Source organism: Gymnodinialimonas sp. JB5-7 (assembly GCF_055693405.1).
This window is the reverse complement of record NZ_JBVFUX010000001.1, coordinates 12567-34194: the sequence shown is the minus strand read 5'-3', so window position 1 is coordinate 34194 and position 21628 is coordinate 12567. Positions and strand designations below refer to the sequence as shown.

The 21628-nt window shown below is 55.9% G+C and carries 9 protein-coding genes; 2 read left to right on the top strand and 7 right to left on the bottom strand.

Annotated features, from left to right (window positions below; translation table 11 throughout):
• The first annotated feature begins 486 nt into the window (after positions 1 to 486).
• Entirely contained in the window at positions 487 to 3588 is a 3102-nt protein-coding gene (locus tag ACZ1HK_RS00115) for a metallophosphoesterase (protein WP_472626947.1), read from the top strand.
• Positions 3589 to 3725: 137 nt separating this feature from the next.
• Here the strand turns inward: ACZ1HK_RS00115 and ACZ1HK_RS00110 are convergent, their stop codons facing one another.
• From ACZ1HK_RS00110 to ACZ1HK_RS00095, 4 genes are all read right to left on the bottom strand, one after another.
• A complete protein-coding gene (locus tag ACZ1HK_RS00110) occupies positions 3726 to 4547 on the bottom strand; it encodes a replication-relaxation family protein (RefSeq protein ID WP_472626946.1) in 822 nt (273 codons plus the stop codon).
• 19 nt (positions 4548 to 4566) lie between these two features.
• Positions 4567 to 6651, bottom strand: a complete 2085-nt coding sequence (locus ACZ1HK_RS00105) for a type IV secretory system conjugative DNA transfer family protein (protein WP_472626945.1) — start codon at positions 6649 to 6651, stop codon at positions 4567 to 4569.
• Positions 6651 to 7010, bottom strand: coding sequence for a hypothetical protein (locus tag ACZ1HK_RS00100; protein ID WP_472626944.1), 360 nt, complete (start codon positions 7008 to 7010; stop codon positions 6651 to 6653). The genes ACZ1HK_RS00105 and ACZ1HK_RS00100 overlap by 1 nt, the downstream gene beginning before the upstream one ends.
• Before the next feature lie 199 nt (positions 7011 to 7209).
• Positions 7210 to 7860: a hypothetical protein gene (locus ACZ1HK_RS00095; protein WP_472626943.1), complete on the bottom strand. Its 651-nt coding sequence runs from the start codon at positions 7858 to 7860 to the stop codon at positions 7210 to 7212.
• 214 nt (positions 7861 to 8074) lie between these two features.
• On the opposite strand from ACZ1HK_RS00095, the gene ACZ1HK_RS00090 reads away from it, so the two are divergent.
• Complete coding sequence (locus ACZ1HK_RS00090) at positions 8075 to 8389, top strand: H-NS histone family protein (protein ID WP_472626942.1); 315 nt, start codon at positions 8075 to 8077, stop codon at positions 8387 to 8389.
• Positions 8390 to 8454: 65 nt separating this feature from the next.
• Here ACZ1HK_RS00090 and ACZ1HK_RS00085 read toward each other — a convergent pair whose 3' ends face one another.
• The 3 genes from ACZ1HK_RS00085 to ACZ1HK_RS00075 are packed head-to-tail and all read right to left on the bottom strand — an operon-like array spanning position 8455 to position 21290.
• Entirely contained in the window at positions 8455 to 9759 is a 1305-nt protein-coding gene (locus ACZ1HK_RS00085) for an HlyD family type I secretion periplasmic adaptor subunit (protein ID WP_472626941.1), read from the bottom strand.
• The gene (locus tag ACZ1HK_RS00080) at positions 9756 to 11489 is read right to left on the bottom strand and encodes a type I secretion system permease/ATPase (RefSeq protein ID WP_472626940.1); all 1734 of its coding nucleotides are present in this window, start codon (positions 11487 to 11489) and stop codon (positions 9756 to 9758) included. Before ACZ1HK_RS00080 ends, ACZ1HK_RS00085 begins: the two co-directional genes overlap by 4 nt.
• A 15-nt stretch (positions 11490 to 11504) precedes the next feature.
• Positions 11505 to 21290, bottom strand: coding sequence for a calcium-binding protein (locus ACZ1HK_RS00075; RefSeq protein WP_472626939.1), 9786 nt, complete (start codon positions 21288 to 21290; stop codon positions 11505 to 11507).
• Positions 21291 to 21628 lie beyond the last annotated feature (338 nt).

The following is a 21628-nucleotide window of genomic DNA, read 5'->3' as shown; positions in this document are numbered from 1 at the left end:
TGGCGAAAGAAACTGCATTGTTGTGGCTCGGCGGTGTTTTCCTATAGCGCAGCGGACAGATCTTTCGTTCTGCTGTTTTTCCGTTTGGGCGCGCCTTCCATCTCTTTTGTGGAGCACAGCCGCAAGACGAGCGACACAATCGTTTCGGTGGCCGCCATGGTCAAACAATAGTTACTGCCGTGCCCCAATGCTAACGTCCCCAAAACGCTTCCGAGAACACAGGCCCCAACCCGTCATTGGCATCAATTGGAGATGCTGTAGCGCGGCCTTCAGCAAGCGGACATTTACACCCGTTCAAACCCATCGCCCAAGAGATCCGAGTCGAACTTCAAGCGAACCTAGAACTTTCCGCAACTCTGCCGGATACCTCTGTGAACAGGTAAACGTCGCATACCCAAATCCAATTTTATCTATGGTTTCCTTTTGCGCGGCAGGATAACTTCCCTCGATGGCGGCCACGAAACCGAGCAGAAAAGGTCACGATAGATGGAATACTCGATTGTTCATTTGAGCGATCTCCACTTCAAGAATGACGTAGAAAACCGTTTTCGAATCGAGAAGTTGCGCGATGACTTAACTAAGTTGCCGCTTGGATCAAACACCATCACTGCATTCTCTGGAGACCTCGTTCAGTCAGGCGACAGGGAGCAGTACGATGTCCTCTTCGAGCTTCTTCTTGCCCCGCTGATCGAAGCTGATCACCAAATTGCCGTCGTCCCTGGCAATCACGACATTCAAAGAGAACTTACCGACCCGCAACAGGCCGCAAAATTTTTAAAGGATCGTGCTAGCAGCTACTTATTTTCTGAAAACAGCCTTATTCCATCGCCATTTGAGCGAGACACAGATGGGCCTCTTCAGAACTACAAAGCACTGGAAGACCTGTTTTCTCCTTACGCGGCGCAGTCTTTCTTCGGCTACATCAAACAAGTCGGCGAAGTCTCAATTGTCGGAATGAACTCCACTTGGCTTTCCCTCCAGCGTGACAAGGGTGACAGTGATCGTGGTAAACTTAGGGTCGAACCCCACATTCTCTCCACATATGCGGACAGACTACCCACGGAAGGATTTCGAGTTCTTCTGCTGCACCATCCGTTCGATTGGCTGGAAGACGTGACACGGGATGCGGTCACTTCCATTGCGACGGAGAAGTTTGACCTAGTCCTGTACGGGCACGTGCACACAGCAGATATGACCCAACTCATACGCAATCGATCAGGTGCTGGCTTGATACAGTCGCCACCGCTTCGGGCAGATTGGTCAAAGGGTACGAATGGCTATGCAATTATTCGCTGCAACACCCGAAGCAAAGCAGCGGAAATATGTTACAGATCGTACTCAAAAAACCAACGCTTGTTTGTTGTCGGCGAGGACTTTGCTCCAGGAGGCGTTGCATACCCAAAGGATGCTGATCGCGAGTTCTTCCAGAAATCCCCATCTCTTCCCGCGTTAACGCAGCGATTTCTCGCTGACACTCCGCATGATTTTGTTGATTGGCATCGCCGCAATGTTCGAGCAAAGTCGACTTACATTGAAAGCTTCATAACCCCACAGATTCAAAAAGTGGCGTTTGATGAAGAAGACCAATGGCTCGAAGCACCCGTGCCACTCTCCGTTCTCTACGAAGAAAGCGCTAGAGACAGATTTGTGATCGCGCCCGCCGACTCAGGCCTCAGCACCTCTGCATTTCTGACGTTTAAGGGCATCGCCGAGAGAGTTGCAACTACTGGCGTATTTCCAGTCTTTTTCGATGCTGGAGAGGCTAGCGTGAACCGAGCGTCAATTGTTCGGTCGATGGTTCAGACCTGTTTGACACGTTTTTCTACTTCTGAAATGGAACACCTTGCTCACCAAGGAGCAATCCGCCTGATTGTGGACGGGTTGAACCTAAGCAATGCGGAACACTTCAATAATTTCCGCCAAACTATGCTTCAGTTCTTCCCAAAAGTTCCCATCACGGCGTTTGTCCGGACTGAAAAAGTCGGTCAAGCCGTCTCAAGCGCTGACTACCCCGCAATGTCACTTATAGACGATGATGTTTTTGAGCTTGGCGAGTTAGGAGTGGCAGAAATCAGAGAAGTCATTTCTACGCACCGACAGAGCATTACGGACAAAGCAATAATCGACCGGCTGGCCAACCACGCGGTCGAATCCCTTTCACAAATCAATGAGCCGGTTTTCCCAAGTACAGTTGCAGTTCTTGTCGAAACACTGGTTCAAGATCATGATTTTCGTCCGATAAACAAAGCCAGGCTTCTGGATCGATATGTCGAGTGCCTTTTGGGTCGCTTTGAACTTGAAGATGTGCGCGAGGGCACATTTTCGTCACATGACAAGATTGAATTCTTGAGTTTTGTTGCACGGCAAATTCTCGAAGGAGACAACGGGGGTCTTTCAGACGCAGAATGGAAACAGGTCAGAAGTGACTACGAGTCAAATTTTCTGATGGAGCTCCCGCGAGGGTTGCTCAAAGAGTTTGAAGAAAAGGGCATTTTGGTGAGCGAAAGCCACCAAATTACCTTTAGAGCGGACTATTTGTTCTCGTACTTCGTAGCCCGCCAGATGAAGTCGGATCCGGCGTTTGCTACAGAGATTACGTCGGAAGACAACCTCTTCAAGCATCACCACGAAATCGTTTTCTACGGTGAGCTTGAAGGCACTGATACGGGCGCAGTACTTAATCAACTGTTTACGCAAGTTGATGGGTTAGAGGAGCTTTTGTTGGAGCAGTACTCAAGGGCTGGCATTGATCTAACAAGCGAGTGGCAAGCATCGACTGAGGATGACCCCGAGCAAGTAGCAGAAGTACTGGAGGAACTTGCGGAGTTTGACCGTACCGAACCAGACCCAGAAGTGGCCGATAGCCGCAACAACGAACGTCTAGCAAACGTACTTCGGAGGCGTGGCATCAGTCGGCGGACAGAAGTTTCTGAGTTGGAAGCGAAGCTGTTGGTCGCAATGCGGCTATACGCGCAACTTATCCGAAACGCTCTCCACATACCCGCGGACGAAAAGCTGCGGCATCTTGAGAAGCTATATCGTGCGGCGGAGATCTGGGTGGGCTTCATGAGTGCTGCACGCTCTCACATAGCGACCTCCCCTGTGACAGTCGCTGGTGGGGTAAGGTTCATCAACTATGGCGCGGCAACTGATCGTGCAAAATCCGTCGCGGATTTCAAATTCAACGCACCAAATTCTGTTTCGAGGATCCTTGCTGAGGCCACCAAGAACCCACAGCTTTCAGTCGCCTTGCGGACGGTTCTACCCAAACTGTCAAGCATGGGCGCGCTTTTCGCTCGTGACGCGCTCCTTGCTTTACCCGCAAAACCCAACCAACAGGCCTATCTCGAAAGTATCAAAGCGTGTGAAGACAAAACACTTCTCACGGCCTCTATGCGCACCCTGAAGCGCGAGTACTTGGGTAGCGGACGGAACACGGAACTGCGATCTCACACCAAGTACATCGTCGAGGGCATTCGGAAGTCCGTAGGTGATAAAGCACTCGGCAATCCAGACTCGTTGAACAAACAAAGGCTGCTAAGAGATATGAAGGCCGTCGCAGCAGAGAAGAAACGCGGAAGCACATGACACGAGTTCTAAGGAGCGGCAAGCGTTGAAGCTTATTGGATGTTGCGGTGAGAACATCTCTAGCGAACGTCCGCTTTCTTTAACTCGTTAATAAAAATGCGCTCCTGCAACGAAGGACCGCTTTCCGCCCATTTTTGCTAAGGCAAGCCGTCAAACAGCTCTCCCGGCATTCCTCGAACGCGGCGCAGATGCCGGTTGATCCAGTGAGCAGCGCTGGCCCGCAAAATCTGTTCGAATGCCGAAAGTCGAACACTAGTGTGATGCTTCCAAATCACTTGTATCGGCGCCCGGAGCCCGTAGTGTCGGTTTGCAATACCGGTTTCAAACACCTGAGAATATTGCTTCAGTGAAGCGACCCACGACTTCCGCATCGCGCTTGACGCCAACGGCTCGGTTCCGCGGTCCACCTCCACCATGAAGGCTCGGAATAACCCGCCGTAATCGATCGCAAAAAGCTGATCGGGAATGAGTCTCCTGCGACCCATCGGGATCGCGAGGGTCGCCCCGCTGCGCTCCAGTATCTCGTGCGCCGGAATGAACCGATACCCCCTCAGCTGCACTTCCAAGTCGATCTCAGCCGTAAACATCGCCGTCTCGTGAAGATGCCACCAATGACCCTTGGGGCGTACGGTCTTCTCTGCGAGCCCAATGTCCCGAAGAAACATCTTCCCCAGCGGGGCCAGATCATAGACGTACGGTTTGAACTCCGCTCGCTCAGTTTTTCGCTGCTGTTCGGGAAGGTAGAGGAACTGGGCCGCTCGTAGCGCCTGGAGCCGCCGCAACGCCGTGTCCTTACATCGATGCGTATCAGCAGTCCAAGCAATAAGCCGCGAAGATGTGAGCGGCCCGTGCCGCTCCAGATGCTTGAACCAAAGTATATCCCGCTCGTTTGGTGAGATATCGTCGCGCTTGGCAATGGCATGGAAGGTGGCGCGCCCACGGCGATCATGATGACTCATGCCTCAAGCGTACGCGTACTTATAGCTCTGTCGAGGGCTTCAGCGTGTCATCATCGGGATCATCAGGACCATTGCCATCCTGATCACCTTCTCCTGACGGACCATGGTTTGTCTTGGCTTCCCATGGGGCCGCATACGAATTTCGGCTGTGATTTCGGATTTCTTCCAGCGCCTCAGCATCCGCCCTTGGCCTCTTCTCCAAAACGAAGAACGGAAAGGACAGTGGCACGGCCCGATTCGTGACCCCACGAATGGATGTGGCGAACGTTCCCTTCGGCAGATTGCTCATGCTGTTTGGATCAGCATTCATCATGCCCGATAACGCCCGCGCGTCGCGCGGTGACACCCCACCGGCCAGCTTGATCGACGTGTTCGCCTCAAACGCTTCCTGCAACCCATGGGCCAGCTGGCCGAGATATTGATGGGCCATGGCCATTCCCACGCGATACTTCCGCGCTTGGCTCAGTATCACACTTAGATTGTGGTCGAAGTAATCCTGGGCCTCATCCACATAAACATGGACTGGTAGCCGCTCGCGGTCTGGTATCGTCGCGCGCTCCTGTGCGGCCTGCGCGACGAGAGCAATGAAGAACCGGCCAAAAACCTGCGTGCCTTGCTCCTTTAGAAGCGACTTCGCGGTGTTGATCAGAATGAGCTTTCCAGCGTTCAACTCTGAGAACATGTCGAACTTGGTCTCAGGGTTCGAGAACATTCGCTCGAAGGTCTGGTTCTCGAGAATGCCATAAAGACGGCGCAGCACCTGGCTCTTGGTCGTCGCAAACTCCTTGCCGTCAAACTCAGTTTCAAAGAAGCGCCGCGCGGTGCCATCAAGCTTGGCGATGTCATCGGCAAACTGAGCCGAGCCCTCCGGCTCCAACAGATCACGCAACGTGTGGATCGTCGCGCATTCGATGTGGAACATCAGGCGGGTCACATAGCGGAAGACGACCGATTGTTTGGCCGTCATGCCGGAACCTAGGAGTGAGCCAAGCACAAAGTCGTAAAGCTCAATGATGGAGTTGGTGAGCCGCTCGCGCTCCAGCGCATCATAGCCCTCTAGACGCTCCTGGCCGACGGAGAAAAGGTTCAGGCTGACCGGCCAAGCAATGTCCTCAGGATCGATCAGCACAATGCGATCTGGTGGCAAATCGGAGTGCTTGAGGATCGTGCCAATGAGATCTCCCTGACTGTCGATCACAACGACGGACCGGTCCTGTTGCGCGATATGCGGGAGATCCTGCGCAATCAGGTATTGCAGCGTCTGCGTTTTGCCATGGCCGGACCCTGCCACCATATGAAGATGCTCAAACCGTCGATCCTCTGGGATGGAGAACGGCGTGCGCAGTCGGAAGGCGTCTCGTAGCGGCGTGCCTTTGAGATAGGTCTCCAGCAGATCGTCCCCTTTGTAGTCCCGCGGGAAGATCGGATTGCCAGAGCGGGCGGTGGAGCGCAGGTTTGCGTCCAATTGGGCTTGAAGCGACCTGAAGAGCGCGTAGGGCGTATCGGCAAAGAACGGAGCGGCCATTGCCTCCACGGTCTCACCGAGAGGATCCACGAACTGCGTAACTTCGACCAGCACCTCTCCGTCTAAGGGAGGCGCGGCGTGGGCGATGGGTGCAAGGCTTTGTGAGATGATATCCAACGCCGTCTCGGCCATTCCACGGTCGTGGCGCACTTGGCCCAAGCGTGCAAGCTGATCCCGGTAGCGACCGCCCTCCAACGTGTTGCAGAGCGCAGGTGGAGACGGGATGTCCGGGGAGAGCCCCTCAGCCGCGTAGATTGCTTTCCCAAGGTCGAGCAGCTGGATGCGGAGCACATCCGGGAGGTCGGAGGGCCAGTGCTTGGTGAGCCCGCGCTCGATCTGAGCATCCGTCAGCTCAACCCGCCCGCGCAACGCATGGTTGTACAGTGCCTCGGTCTCTTCTCGGGCTATCTTCTCAGCGCGCGCCGGGCTGTCCCGCCACAAGCGATACCCGATATAGGCTGGGACCCCGACCATGGCGATGGGTGTGACCACAAGCGCCAAGAGCAGGAAGCCTCCGACGACGGCCGACCACAGGAGGACCATGCCTTCCCAGCTCTCGCCAAGCGAGCGACCTGCCATCAGAACTCAACCACGGTACGTCCGGCGACCTCTGCATTGTCGCCAATCCAGAGTTTGACCTGTGCAAGCGCTGCCAGAAGTTGCTCTCCATAGATTTTGGCGGCTGACGGTGTGGCACACAAAAACCGATCCGATCTCGCGCGCATCAAATCTTCCAAACGAAGCTCAAACTTCTCGTCGCGATCATCCACGCGGGCATCCGCCGGACGCCGATCCAAGAGCTTTGTCTTGCCTAGGTTCCGTTCGCGTATGACCTGCATCTCTTCATGGCTGAAGTGAACGTCGAGATGGACCTCGTAGTATGTCTTCTTGAGGAGCAAGCCGCGACGAACAGCTTCATGAGAAAGTGACACCCGCATCTACTTCTCCTGAAGCTGGACAGACAAAAAGGGCGGAATGGCTTTTGGGGCTCTGCCGTACGGGGAATCGGCAGATCTCGACCGAGAGGGAGAGATGTCGCGGAGGCGAAGGTGCGTTTTGCGTGCCGGCATGTTCCGCTAAGAGTGCCCACGTACCCCCACACTGGACCCCCATAGAGGTTGGGGGTGAGTATGGGGGTCATCGGGCCGATCCCAGACTGTCCTCCAACGATGCCTGGAGGTGCTTGGCGTCCACTGCATTCTTCGCCAGTTCCAGCGTGGCAAATGTTCTATTTCGAACAGAATAGCCGTGAATGGTTCGCTCAATCTGCGCGCCACGGTAGTCGGTGATTTTGTTGGCGCTAGTAGGCCCTGCATCACTTCGCATGAACGAGGGGATCGCAGCCTCACCCGTTGCTTGGGGTGGTTCAGGTCGTGTCGCATAGGAGGCTCGTTGGTTCGCTTCTGCTGGGTCGGCTTGCACGCTCGCCACCGCCGTCGTGCGTGTGGCTTGTCGAGCGGCGTAGGTGATGGCCTGTTCAGATTTCTGGAGGGCCTGGCGCGAGACCTCGAGCTGGTCTCGGGCCACGCTCAAGACCTGATAGGTGTAGTCGGCCGTATCCACATTGGCTTTGACCATCTGAACGAGCACGAGACAGACAAAGCCGACAAGACAAATGAACAAGCCTGGCAGCGCTGCCAAGACAAAGGGCATGGCGAACGCCTGCGATGCGCCAGCACCTGCGCTCAGCACCAAGAGTATGCCGAACGCAATTACGACCCAGCTGACCTTTTCGAAAAGTCCCAAGATCCCTCGAGCGGCGCCGTAATTGGTTGTTTTGAGATTCATGATACTTCCCCCGTATGTCCCACAGAGAAATTGAACCGCACAACCGACGATTGCGTCAAAACCCTTACGCGCCAGCAATGCGCTTTTGACGCTCCGCTAACGATGGATCAAATTTTGGCGGTCTTTCTCGTTCCGTAGGAAGATCTCGTTCGGCAAGATTGCCAGCAGGCACCGAAACGGCTAGTGCCACGTTTGCAACAAGAAGGAACAACAAATGGCACAGCCCAACTTGGACAAAATGTCTGTAGCGGAATTGAAGCAGCTGCAAAAAGACACCGAAAAAGCAATTGAAAACTATACGGCTCGCAAACGCGAGGAAGCGCTCGTGGAACTGGAACAGGTCGCTCAAAAACACGGCTTCAAGCTTTCAGAATTAGTTGGCGGAAAAAGAACGGGAAAAGCACAGGGGCCAGCTAAGTACCGCCATCCTGAGAACGCGTCTCAGACCTGGACCGGACGCGGACGCCAACCCAATTGGATTAAGGAAGGTCTCGAGGCAGGGAAGGCGCTCGAGGATTTTGCGATTTAGGCCCGCATCATTATTAACCAGAGACAAGGATTTTTGAGCTGACGGCGGATGTAAAGACTACGTCGTCAGCTCTCTCGCAACGCTCGACCAAAATACGCCGTGAATGGTTCGATCAGATATGTCATTGGCGTCCGATCTTCAGTTCGGATGAACGCGTCCACCGGCATACCAGGCACCAACGCCCGGTCCCCAAGCAGGGCGGCCTGGTCTTCTGGTAGAGTGATTTCGGCACGATAGAAGCTACTGCCGCTGACGTCATCCACAAAGGCATCTGCTGAGACCTGGCTGACCAAGCCCGTGATCTCGGGCAGCTCGTTTTGGTTAAAAGCCGGAAACACGACGGTGACCTCTTGGCCTGCGAAGACCTGGTCAATGTCGATTGCGGGCACACGGGCTGAGATCACCAGCGGGCGCCCTTCGGGCACTAGATAGGCAAAGGGATCAGCCGGACGCAGCACGGATCCTTCGCCAAAGATCGTCAGACCATGGATACGTCCTGCCACCGGCGCGCGGAGGTCCAACCGCGAGATACGTGAGGCGAGGTTGCTGGCGCGTTCGGTCAGCTCCTGTTCGGTGACGCGGATTTCGCGAAGCTCGGTGATCGCTTGTTCACGGCGCTCCGTCTGAAGCTGCAGGATGGCCAGTTCGTTTTCGATGATCCGTTCTGCGGCCTCAGCCTGGCCCGCAGCAACTTCCCCAGTGGAACCCTGAAGTTGAACAAGTTCCTGCTGCAATCGGACCACTGGTTCTCGTGTACCGCCCCCGCTGTCTAGCAGGGCTTGCCGCCGTTCCAATTCTTCCTCGACGAGAGCAACCTGCCCGGCCAATGCGTCCTGCTGTGCTTCAAGCGCACGTACTTGCGCATTGATTTGGGTGACACGCCCACGCAGTTGTTCCATCTCGCGCGCTGTTGTTTCGGCACGTGCCGTAAAGAGGTTTTGTTGTCCGTCCAGGAGATCGGCAATCTCCGGATCAGCTTCGGTCAACGCGATGAGGTCTTGCGCAAAGGTGACGGTCTCGCTCCCATCGCGTTCAGCCTCCAGCCGTGCCCTGCGCGCCTGGACCTCAGCAAGGTTGGCTCGGACAATAGTAAGTTCTGTCTGCAATTCTGAGGGGTCGAGACGGACCAAGACTTGCCTTGCGTCTACACGTTCCCCTTCATCGACGAGAAGCTCTGCCACCAATCCACCATCGGGATGCTGGATGGCCTGTCGATTGAGGTCCACTTCGACCTGTCCAGAGGCCACGACCGCCCCGGACAGAGTTGTTGTCACAGCCCAGGTTCCGAAACCGCCAACGAGCACGAAGAGCGTTAGAATGCCAAGGCGCATCGGACCGGCTACGGACCAACTGGTGTCACTCTCGCTCACGTCAGACCGCCCTTGCCTGGATTGTCAGACACCAACCGCACGTCCGCCGTGTTCTTCAAGACGCGCGCCAAGACCTCATCACGTGGTCCAAAGGCCTGCGCGATCCCATCGCGAAGCACCAAGAGCTTGTCACATTGCTGAATGGCATTCGGACGATGGGCCATGATGATCACTCCGAGGCCACGCTCCTTCATGCCCTGTACAGCCTTGTTGAGGGCGTCCGAGCCTGCGCTGTCCAATGCGGAGTTCGGCTCGTCCAAAACCAGCAGAACAGGATCTCCGTAAAGCGCACGGGCCAAACCGACGCGCTGGACCTGTCCGCCCGACAGCATGGGCCCGATCCCAGAGACCTGCGTTTCATAACCATCCGGAAGCGCTCGGATCATCGTATCGGCATCCGCCGCCACGGCTGCCGTCGAAATGGACTCTGCGTTTGGAGAAGCCTCGAGCCTGGCAATATTTTGTGCAATAGATCCATCAAAGAGTGTGACGCTTTGCGGCAGATACCCGATCAGCTTTCCAAGCCGATCCGGATCGTACTGATCAAGCGTCGCCCGGTCGAGCCGGATAGACCCGCCCGACGGTTGCCATAGACCTGTGATCGCACGCGCCAAGCTGGACTTGCCAGAGCCGGAAGGCCCAATCACGCCAACTGCTTCTCCGGGTTCCACACGGAACGATATGCCCCGCAATGTGGGCACGCTCGCCCCGGGCGGCACGACCGATAGGCTCGCAACTTCGAGCGCCGCTTTCGGACGGGGCAGGTCCAGTTTTGGAGACGGCACGGGTTCATTCGCCAGCAAGCCCTGCAACCGGCCCCAGCCACGTGCAGCCTCCGAAATCATCGACCATTGTCCAATGGCAAGATCAATCGGCGCCAATGCGCGGCCCATCAGGATAGACCCTGCAATCATGGCACCCGCTCTAAGCTCGCCCCGCAATACCAACAGCGCCGCCAGACCAAGAATGGCGGATTGCAGAAACAGACGCAGTGTTTTGGACAACGTAGAGAAGCCACCAACCTTATCTGCCGCCCGCATGGAGATATTCAGCGCACGCCTGCGCTGGCCATGCCACCGTGAGAAGGCTGCATCCTGCATGCCGAGGGATCGAATGACTTCCGCCTGCGACTGCATCTCACCGGCCATTCGGTCCGCCATGCGACCCGTCTCAGCCGCATCGCCAAGCGGCTTTGCCGTCGTCTGACGGTTGAGGATAGTAACCACAACCAACAAAGCCGCGCCACCAAGCGCGAGCCAGCCAAGCCATTGGTGAAAGATAAAGATGACAGCGATAAAAAGCGGCGTAAACGGCAGGTCGAAAATGGCCATGAACACGGGCGAGGAGGTCAGTCGTTGGACAGACGCCAAATCCGCCAAAGCTGTCTGCGCCTGCCCGGTCCGCTGAGCACGCATCAAGGCCGCACGAAACACCCGTGCATCAAACGCCTGTTGCAGCTTTGCGCCGTAGCGCGCCGCTACGCGGGCGCGCGCGAAATCCAGCAGACCCATCATGACAAACAGGAAGCCGACCAGCATGGTCAGAGCCAGAAGCGTCTCTTCGCTGCCAGATCCCAATACACGTTCGTAAACCTGCATCATGTACAGAGGCCCGGTCAGCATCAGCACATTCACGAATAGGCTGAAGAGTAGGACCGACCACAACAGCCAGGCGTTGCGACGGCGGAACGCGGCGAGTTCGTCGGCCCCACCAAGTCTCGGTTGGTTCAAATGCCGTTCCTCAAATCATGGCCCAAACAGATCGTCCCACGTGTAGACGGATCCATCTGCGAATTCGAAACTCTCAATGGTGGTGGCTTCCAATCCAATCCGGACTTCACCCGAATCCACCCCGTCGTCCCATAGGAACCGCTTCGCTACGCCGATGTCGGGGTTGGAATATGTTGTTGTCGCGAAGGTGAAGTCGCTCAGCATCAGATCATCGAATACGATGCGGTCGGCGGCTCCATCTCCGACACCTTCGTGTAGTGTGTGGACGAACAGATTTCCGGAGTCCTTCTGGTAGTGATAGGTGTCATCGCCGGAGCCGCCATACGCATATTGCCAGCCGCCGGCGCCGGTCCCGACATCAATCGTATCGTTGCCAGACGAGCCCCAAATGCGATCGTCGCCGGCGCCACCGAACAGGCTGTCATCGTCAGCCTGGCCGTTGATTGTATCATTGCCGCTTCCTCCGATGATCGTATCGTCGCCGTCGCGGCCGTAGATCTTGATATCGTAGCCAATCGAGGATGCATCGATATGGTCAGCGCTAAGGTGGCTGGCATAGACAGCCTCAATTCCGGTGAAACCGGTCAGATCGATGATCTCGGTGTTGTCGCGCGTGAAGAAGACTGAATCTTGACCACCGCTGCTATCGTGCACGATATCGCCGACTGACAGCTCGTAGCGATCATCTCCGTCGCCTCCCTCCAGGAGGTCGGACCCATCGCCGATCAGCGTATCGTTTCCAGCACCACCCAAGAGCGTATCCGCACCAAGATCCCCCATTATGCTGTCATTGCCGCCAGCTCCGTTGATCGTGTCACTCTCCGCGGAGCCGATGAGTATCTCGTCTGCCGCTGTTCCTACAATTGCTATGCCACCGACTGATTGTGTGTTCGCATCGATCAGGAAGTCGTCCGCCGTGAGCGTCAGCGGATCTACGTTCTGGATGGTGATCGAATTCCCTGCATCATCGGTGATAACCGCGTCATTGCCGACAATTGAGATGTGGTTCGCAATTAGATCGGTAAAATCGTCTATCCCAGCTACATCAATCAGACGAATGCGTTCTAGTGGATTGCTCTGATCGAAGTCCGTGATCGTGTCGTTGCCGAAATCTTCGACAAATCTGAACTCATCAGCGAAGAGCGTGTCCCCGCCGGACAGAAGATCGTTGCCCGCTCCGCCATCAAGTGTGTCAGATCCAGCACCGCCAACGAGAGTGTCATTCCCCGCCCCGCCGAGGAGGAAATTTACCTCAGCGGAACCTGTGATTTGGTCGTCGAAGCCGCTGCCGATCACGTTTTCAATGGAGTTGAACGTGTCGCCTGCCGCATCGCCGGTATTGTTCGCCGCGTTGTTCAGATCGACGATCAGACCTGCCGTCGACAAAGCATAGCTCGCCGCATCACGGCCATTGCCGCCATTCAAGACATCGGCGCCAATGCCACCCTCGAGAACGTCATCATCATTGTAACCGTGCAGCGTATCGTTGCCCGCGTCTCCAACAATATGGTCTTGGACATGATTTAGGCCGTAAAGGTTCTCAGCTCCGGATGTTCCCTGAATACGGGTAAGGTCCTCAATCTCACTGGTGTCCCAAACCGTGCCGTCGTCGAACACAATGGCCTCGATGCCATAACCGTATGAGGCATGATAGAAATGATTGGTGACCGTGATTACCTCCCCCGGATTTCCGATTGAAAGGATCAAGTTGTTGGAGCCAGATGCTCTTGTAAGGGTCACATCAGAGGTGGACACACCGTCCAATCGCAGGACATCCACCTCAACAAGTGAAGCGCCGCCATCAGTGATGGTGTCGCTGCCATCACCGACACGCCAAATGTAGGTGTCGTTGCCATTCTCACCTTTGAGAAGATCATCCCCAATACCACCATCAATGATGTCGTTGCCGTTATGGCCACGCAGATGATCATTTCCCTCCAGGCCGATGAGATGGTCGGTGAATTGATTTGTTCCTGTGAGGTAGTCGTTTGCTGCGCCGCCTGTTACATGCGTGTGCTCTTGAATATCCGCATGCGACCAAGTCACGCCATCCGCAAAGACAATCCGTTCCAATCCCTGGCCAGGATAGGCGTCGCGGAACTGGTACTGTGAGGTGAGCACCTCTCCAGTGCTGACAATTGTGATTGTGATGTGGATCGACCCTTGCGCACGGCTAAGCACCACGTCATCGGACGAGACATCAATGAATTCGAGCGTGTCGACTTCTGTCGTAGAGGTGCCTCCGTCTAGGATCGTGTCGTTGCCGTCCCCTTTGCGCCAAAGGTAGCGGTCTTCGCCATGGCCACCATTGGCGTAGTCATTGCCAGTACCACCGTCGATTGTATCATCACCATTTTGTCCATTGACTGTGTCATTGCCAGCATCGCCCAAATAGTGCTGCGCGAAGTGACCGTAGCCGGAGAGATTGTCATTGCCGGCTGTGCCAACAACCCTTGTGTTGTCCACAATGTCAGCCAACGACCAGGTCACACCGTCGGCAAATTCGATGCCTTGAATACCATAGCCGTTGTTCACGTTGTAGAACTGATGGCTGACCGTAATGACCTCACTTGTTGCAAGGATTGTAAGCGTCAACATATGGCTGCCCTGAGCGCGGGTCAGTTCGACGCCGTCGGACCCAACGTCCAACAGGCGCAGAATGTCGGCCTCAGCCAGGGATGCGCCGCCGTGATCAATCGTGTCGTTGCCGTCACCTGTGCGCCACAGATAGGTGTCGCTCCCATTGCCGCCATCTAGACGGTCTGCCCCCAGTCCGCCGTCCAGCACGTCATTGCCATTGTAGCCACGTAGTGTGTCATTGCCCTCATAGCCAAACAGATTGTCTTGAAACCCATTGGTTCCGGCCAGGTTGTCGTTGCCGGGACCACCCTCAACACGAGTGTTCGCAAGAATATCTTGAAGGTCCCAAACCGCGCCATTCGCGAATTGGATCACCTCAATTCCTTCAGCTGGATAGCTGTCATGGAATTGGTAGTTATCAGTGATGGTTTCGCCAGTGCTGAGAATTGTGATTGTAAGATGTTGCGAGCCATTGGCGCGTGTGAGCTGAACATCATCAGAGTTCACATCGACTAGTTCTAAACGGTCCAAATCCGTCGCTAGCGGTCCATTGGTTCCGTACGCCTCATGAATTGTGTCGTGGCCGTCGCCTTTGCGCCAAATGTAGGTGTCTGCTCCATGACCACCGCGAAGTAGGTCGTTTCCGTCTCCGCCATCAATCGTATCATTGCCGCCATTGCCTTGAAGCGTGTCATTGCCTTCCAGACCCAGTATGTGATCGTGGAAGCCCCAGCCTGCGAGGTTCTCAGCCGCGGACGTCCCGGTCACAAGGGTCTGGGCGATATCACTGGCGAGCACCTCAACAGTAACTCCATCGCTAAAGGTTAGGAATTCGATGCCGTACGTGTAATGGATGCCACTATTTGTTTGCCCGTTTTGTAGACTGTAGAACTGATTTTGCACCGTAATCGGCGCTCCATTCGCTCCCAGCACGGTTACAATCATATTGCTGCCGGACTGCGTGAGATCGACATCCGTTGACGCAACGTCGTTGAAGTCCAGCCTGTCGACCTCAAGCGCTGCCGTGCCGCCGTCATTGACGGTGTCTGCACCTTCGCCGCGCGACCAAAGGTACAAGTCACTACCGTGGCCACCTTGGAGCAAGTCCGCGCCGAGGCCGCCTACAAGCAGGTCGTTACCGTTTTGTCCGGTAATCGTATCGTTGCCCTCCAGCCCAAAGTAGTTCTGATCGAACTGACCTGCGCCGGAAAGAGCGTCATTGCCTGATGTGCCTGTCATCGACGTTAAGTCGACAATGTCATCCATTGTCCAGCGCACGCCGTCGCCGAACTCGAGGATCTCTACGCCTTTGCCTTGACCTGAGTTGTAGAACTGATTTTCGACCGTGATGACTTCACCCGTCGAAACGATCGTGATCGTAAGGTGGTAGCTGCCATGCGCACGGGCGAGGGATACATCGCTTGAGTCCACGTTGAGAAGTGCAAGAACATCCGTGTCGCTCTTCGAAATCGACGTTTCACGAATGGTGTCATTGCCGTCGCCTAACGACAATTCGTATCGGTCGCTTTCGTCGCCCCCTTGCAGATCATCGTCTCCAAGTCCGCCAACAAGCGTATCAGCACCACCCAAACCCTTAAGAAGATCGTTGCCTGCGAGGCCGTGTAAGACGTCTGCTTGGTACTTTAGGCCCGTCATCGTGTTGTTGTTTGCATCACCAGCCGTCACTGTCCGATCGATGATATCGTTCAACGACCAGACAACTCCGTCGGCAAAAGCAATCTCTTCGATTCCGCCGGCGGCTTCTCGATACTTCGTGACCATTGCCCAGTAGCCACCATTGTTAAACCAATTCTGGAAATACTGGTTCTGCTGATACGTGCTTTGAAGATGGTCTCGAACGGTGATGATCTCGCCAGTGCTCAGAATTCGCAGTTCAATATCATCGGATCCAGCGGCCCTGGTAATTTCAACATCGTCAGAATTGATGTCAGATAAGACCAGCTTGTCTCGCTCTGAATAACCGTCGAAATGGCCATCTTCCAACGTATCGTTGCCGCTACCTGAGTGCCAAACGTAGACATCAGATCCCTCACCGCCTTTCAGCAGATCGTTGCCAGTGCCGCCTTCCAGGGTATCGTCGCCTATCTGACCCGTGATCGTATCGGCACCATCGAGGCCCTGATAGTGAATAGTGAAGTTGCCTGTGCCTGAGAGTGAATTGTTTCCGGAGGTTCCTTCGGTTTGAGTGTTTTCAAGGATGTCCGCTTGCGTCCACGTGACGCCGTCCGAAAACTCAATGCTCTCGATTCCGACCGTTGGGTCGGCATAGTAGGTGCGCGTGACCCACATGTACTCGTCACTGTCTGAGAACCAATTAACCGACCGAACAGGGACCCATTCATTGACTGTATGAGACACGGCCTGTGGCGGTGCGACGATTGTTATCACCTCGCCTGTGCTGGTGATCTCAACTTCAAGGTTCTTTGAACCCGAGGCCCGGCGCAACACCACGTCGTTGGATGCGATATCCGATAGTTGCAGCGTGTCGGTCTCAAGAACCTCTTGGGAGGTATCATTGATCGTATCGTTGCCGTCTCCCGCGGACCAACGATATGTGTCTGAACCGCCCTGGCCCTGTAGTACATCGGCGCCAGCATGGCCTTCGATGATGTCGATCCCGACGGACCCAGTGATTGTCTGAGCAGTTCCATCGCCGGTGGCGTAGGAAATCGGGTCCGAAACCGTCGCTTGATGTGCGTTATTTGTCTCCAAATGCTCTGGGCTTTGTGCCAGTGATGCCAAGAACTGAGCCTGTGTCAGAGCATTGCTGGCCAGCAATCCACCCCACACCTGCAGCTCTTCAGCGGTTGGATCACGCCCAACAGCGTTCTGGTAGGCCTGGGTGACAAATGCAGACCCTGTAAGGCCCGCCAAAGCGTTCTGAGCTTGACCCGCAACACCACCATTTGTGTCCAGCAATTCCTGAGCTAGGTCTTCCGGATTAGAGGCATTCTCGAGAAGTTGCTCAGTTAAATGCGCCAATTCTTGAGTGTTGGGATCGCGATCATAGACCACATCAACGAGGCTCTTCACGATGCCTTCGACATAAGCCTCATCCAGGAACCGTTCAAATTGCGCCGGGTTGCGGATCACGTCGAAGTTGTTAGTCGAAAGATGCGTGTTGCCGGTCAGGACATGTTCAGCGGACCCAGCCAGTTCGACCGCCAAGCCCGTCCGGTCTTGCGCATTCATCACGCCGGTCCAGGGGTCAGCATCCCCATTTAGGGACGCCAGGCTTGAAGCCATTTCCACCATGCTGGGTGCCCGGCCATAGCTGTTGAGGAACAGCTGCGTGATGTATTCCGCGTCGGTCTGAGTGCCATACCTTGCTTCAAATTCATCGCTGGTGCGCAAATCATCTGCGAGCGCCATTTCATCCAGCGTGCCGTCCGAGATGAACTCGATCAGGGCCTCATATTCGGTCGAGTCGAGCCCTCGGTCCAGTACTGTATCGTAAATGCGCGCGGCTTCCTCAAAGATGGCCTGCTTGGCCGCCTCATCGAGGCGAACTTCGTAGGATGCTATGACAGAACCGCCGGTGTTTTTCTCTGTATAGGTCCAAGTCTCAATGCCATCCGCTCCGACATGGTGAACCGAGGCCTGGCCGGATTGATACAACGTAGACGCAATCTCCCAAGTATAGCTGGCGGTATTGGTAGGGTTGTACGTCGTGGTCTCAATGCTGTTGCCGCGATGGGTTTCGACGGTAAGACCATCGGCGGAGGTTGTCGTAACAAACCGGCTGTTCTCATACCCCGCTTCATTGAAGGATGTGATCGTCTCGACCCGCTCGCCGTCTGATCCGATCACAGTCTGCGAGATCTGATCAGCGATACCATTCCCGTCATAGTCAGAGCGTGTCTCGATCCTGCGCCCATCGGCACTGGTCTCAATGATGGTTTCCGCGCGGAGCGACCCATCGGTATAGGTCGAGCGAATGGTTTCCGTTGTGCTTCCATCGGCGTTTATGACGTTGTCTTGGATCTGCGTGCCATCAGTCACGCCATCGCCATCAACGTCATATGTTGTCGTGGTAGTCAGCCCATCGGCGGTGGTACTGCTCACTTGCTCGTAGATGGTACCGCCGGTTGGTCCGGTTTCCGTGAGTGTGGTGATTTGCGTGCCGTCCTCAGCGAAGGAAGTTGCAACGGCACGGGTGAACTCCGCCGTGCCGTCACCGTCGAGATCAAAGGTCGCACCCGTGGACAGTCCGTTGGCACTGGTTGTACTTTGAATGATCGCATCGGGATTGCTGCCAGAGAGATCGCTGTAGGTCATCGAGACCGATTGATCTGCATTCACGACCTGGACCAACTCCTGATCGTTGGAGCTATCTCCGTCAAAATCAAACACTGTGGTTTGGGTGCGCCCGTCTGCGCTCACCACCAAAGTGGCACTGTTGGCGAGCTGGAAGCCCGGATCATAGTCTTGAACAACCTCGGTGAAGCCGCCTTCAGCGCCGCGTGTGATCGTTGTGATCCGGTCCGTTTGGCCATCACCATCAAGATCCGACGTGATTGTCTCAATCAGCCCATTGCCACTGACCGTCGCAAGCAAACTCGACAGCAGCGCACCAGTCTCATCAATCGCTTGTGTTGCGGTCTCTATCGATCCATCTGCGAGATAGCTGGTGGTCGACACATTCGACACGTCGAACAGACCATCGCCATCAAGGTCGATTTTAGCGCGCGAGACGAGGCCATCGGCACTGGTGAAATATTCCTCGCGACCAAGAGAGACATAGTGCCCGTCGCGATAGGTCACGACCCGCTCAACCGACCCATCGGCGTTCAGCACCGTTTCATCGTGGCTGAAGAGCTCTACGCGACCATCACCATTGCGGTCATATTCCGTGCGGATATCAAGGCCATCGCCGCTTGTGATTTTGGTCCAGATGCCCTCAAGCCCACCGCCAATCGAGTAATGCGTTGTGGTCTTCGTGACGACACCGTCAGCGCCCACAAGCGTGACGCGGACCGTATCCACTATGCCATTGCCGTCCGCATCGATCGTCTCAGTGACAGTGCCGCCATCGGCACTCACCACACGCTCTGTACGCGCAATCAAGCTGGCATCACTTGAGAAGCTCTCGGAGACGAAGGTTTCAGCGCCGTTTATGGCCAGCGTTGCGGTTTCCGTGGACGAGAAGTCCACGACGCCGTCCCCGTCGACATCGGTGGTCGTCGTGACAAGCCGACCATCATCGGACGTCGTGACCACTTCTTGGTACGACAGTGTCCCATCAGCCGACCGCATTTCTTCTGTGACGGTTGTCGAGCCATCCGCGTTCAAAACAACGTTGCGGCTTTCCACCCGGTCAAAGACACCGTCGCCGTCCAGGTCAAAGCGCTCTTCGTTTGAGAGCCCAGTCCCGTCGGAATAAGTCTCGGCTTCCGCTTGTGTGCTGCCATCTGGCGCGAGCTGCGTTGTGGTGGACGTGACTGACCCATCATCGGCCACAATGGTCACTGTCTGCTCATCCACCAACCCATCGCCATCGATATCGACAGCAGTCGTGACCTGCCGTCCGTCATCGCTGGTTGTGACTTCGGTTCGACTGCGCAGCGCTCCGCCGGCATCGCGCAGCTCCGTTACCTCCACGGTCGAGCCATCAGCCATCAGCGTGGTTGTCGTGCTGGTGGTCAGATCAAACGTGCCGTCTCCATCAGCATCCGTCGCCACGCTTGTGCCGAGGCCATCATCGCTGACGGTCGTCTCAGTCCAGTTAAGAATGCTCCCATCACTCGCCAGTACAATCGCCAATGTCACCATCGCGCCATTGGCCGCATAGGTGGTCGTTGTGTTGGTGCGGCGGTCGAAGACGCCGTTGCCGTCAAAATCTTCTTCCAGAACGGTCGAGAACCCATCGTCGTTGGTGGTCAGGACGGTCAGGGATTGCAAGGAGCCATCGCCATTCTCGACACGGGTCGTCCGGATCGTGGAGCCGTCCAGCGCATAGCTGGTCGAGACTTCTGTGACCGTCTCCGAGATGGTGTCACCATCCGCATCACGCGTCGTGGTTGTGGTCAGCCCATCGCCGCTGATGATGGAGGTGGCCGTTGAGGCAATAAATCCATCCTCGAAGAAGGCGGTCTCTGTGACCGTGATGGAGCCGTCGGCAGCCTCATTCCGCACGGTCTCAAAATCCGTGGCACCGTCCCCATTGCGATCTTCGGTGGTAGTCGTCTGCAGGCGGTCTGCGCTTTGCTGCACGACAATATTTGAGAGCAGGGTCGTGCCATCCCCCGCGAAGCTCTGGACCGTCGTTGTCGTTGAGCCATCCGGGTTGTTAACCCGAACCTCTTCATCGACCTGATCCAGAACGCCATCGCCGTCCGTATCGTATTCGATCGTCCGGGTCAGGCCATCCGCGCTCGAAGTGGTTGTTGTTTCTGAGCGAAGCGAATTGTCGCCATTCCGAACTGTCACCACTTGCGTGGCCACGCCGGCCCCATCCACCGTGGTAACATCGGACACGAAAGTGTCGATGTCGCCATCCCCATCCGCATCTAAGGTCGTGTTGGTGGTTAGCCCATCCGAAGACGACACCCGTGTCTCTTCAGACAGAATCCGCCCATCCGCCGCCCGCTCATAGCTCAAAGCCGTCACTTCACCCGTCACACCATCCAGCGTGACGTCGTTCAGGATCTCGTCAGCATCAAAGGTGCCATCGCGGTCCAGATCCACATGGGTGACCGTCTCAATGAGATTTTCGGCGCGCCAGGTCTCGCTGGCATAGCGCAGCGAACCATCGCCATTCAGAACCGTCTGGGTCTGTGTGCGACTGCCATCCGTTGCGATCACCGTCGCGTCGGTCTCGGTGACGTCGGCGCCACCAATGCCATCAATGTCCCGCGCAACGCTCTTGATCAGCGCGTCAGCAGATTGCGTATGCGTCGCATTCGCACGTAGAGAGCCATTTTGATTGAATGTATTGACCGTTGAGGTCGTCGATCCGTCTGCATTCACGACGATATCGGAGACCTGTGTCGTCTCAAATGCGCCATCGCCATCGGCATCCGTTGCGATTGTGCGGGTTGTTGTGTCGGTCACGGCGTCGTAGTCGAAACTCTCCGACCGTGTGTCGCGCAGAGAGGCATCCGCGTTGTGGCGTGTAGTGGTCTCTGTGCGAACACCTGTCACCGGATCCACCGAGATCACATGGGTCAGCGTGAACTCCACGGTCCCATCCGCATCCAAATCCCAGTCTTCTGTGCGGGTCAGGCCATCTGCGGAGACGGTTTCGTCGATGATCCGTTGCGGGAGTTCCGTCCTGGGCCTTGTCCGTGAGTGTGATGGTCAGCGCACCGGTCACCAAGTCCGTGACACGCACTTCGATCTGATCGAACCAACCGCCGCCAACGGAATCCCGTTCGATGGTTTCGGTGCGGGAGACGCCGGTCACTTCCACAATTGTTGTCTTTGTGGCTTCCAGCAGAATGCCGGTCGCGATGTCCGAGCCGCGATAGAGCTCCTGGACTTTCTCCGTGCCGCCAGCGATCGGCGTGACCGAGATCGTCTGGACCCGATCCACAACG

Excerpts from the sequence above, each read along its gene's own strand:
- ACZ1HK_RS00110 (WP_472626946.1), bottom strand. The coding sequence starts at position 4,547 with ATGAGTCATCATGATCGCCGTGGGCGCGCCACCTTCCATGCCATTGCC.
- ACZ1HK_RS00095 (WP_472626943.1), bottom strand. The coding sequence starts at position 7,860 with ATGAATCTCAAAACAACCAATTACGGCGCCGCTCGAGGGATCTTGGGA.
- ACZ1HK_RS00090 (WP_472626942.1), top strand. The coding sequence starts at position 8,075 with ATGGCACAGCCCAACTTGGACAAAATGTCTGTAGCGGAATTGAAGCAG.
- ACZ1HK_RS00115 (WP_472626947.1), top strand. The coding sequence starts at position 487 with ATGGAATACTCGATTGTTCATTTGAGCGATCTCCACTTCAAGAATGAC.
- ACZ1HK_RS00105 (WP_472626945.1), bottom strand. The coding sequence starts at position 6,651 with ATGGCAGGTCGCTCGCTTGGCGAGAGCTGGGAAGGCATGGTCCTCCTG.
- ACZ1HK_RS00100 (WP_472626944.1), bottom strand. The coding sequence starts at position 7,010 with ATGCGGGTGTCACTTTCTCATGAAGCTGTTCGTCGCGGCTTGCTCCTC.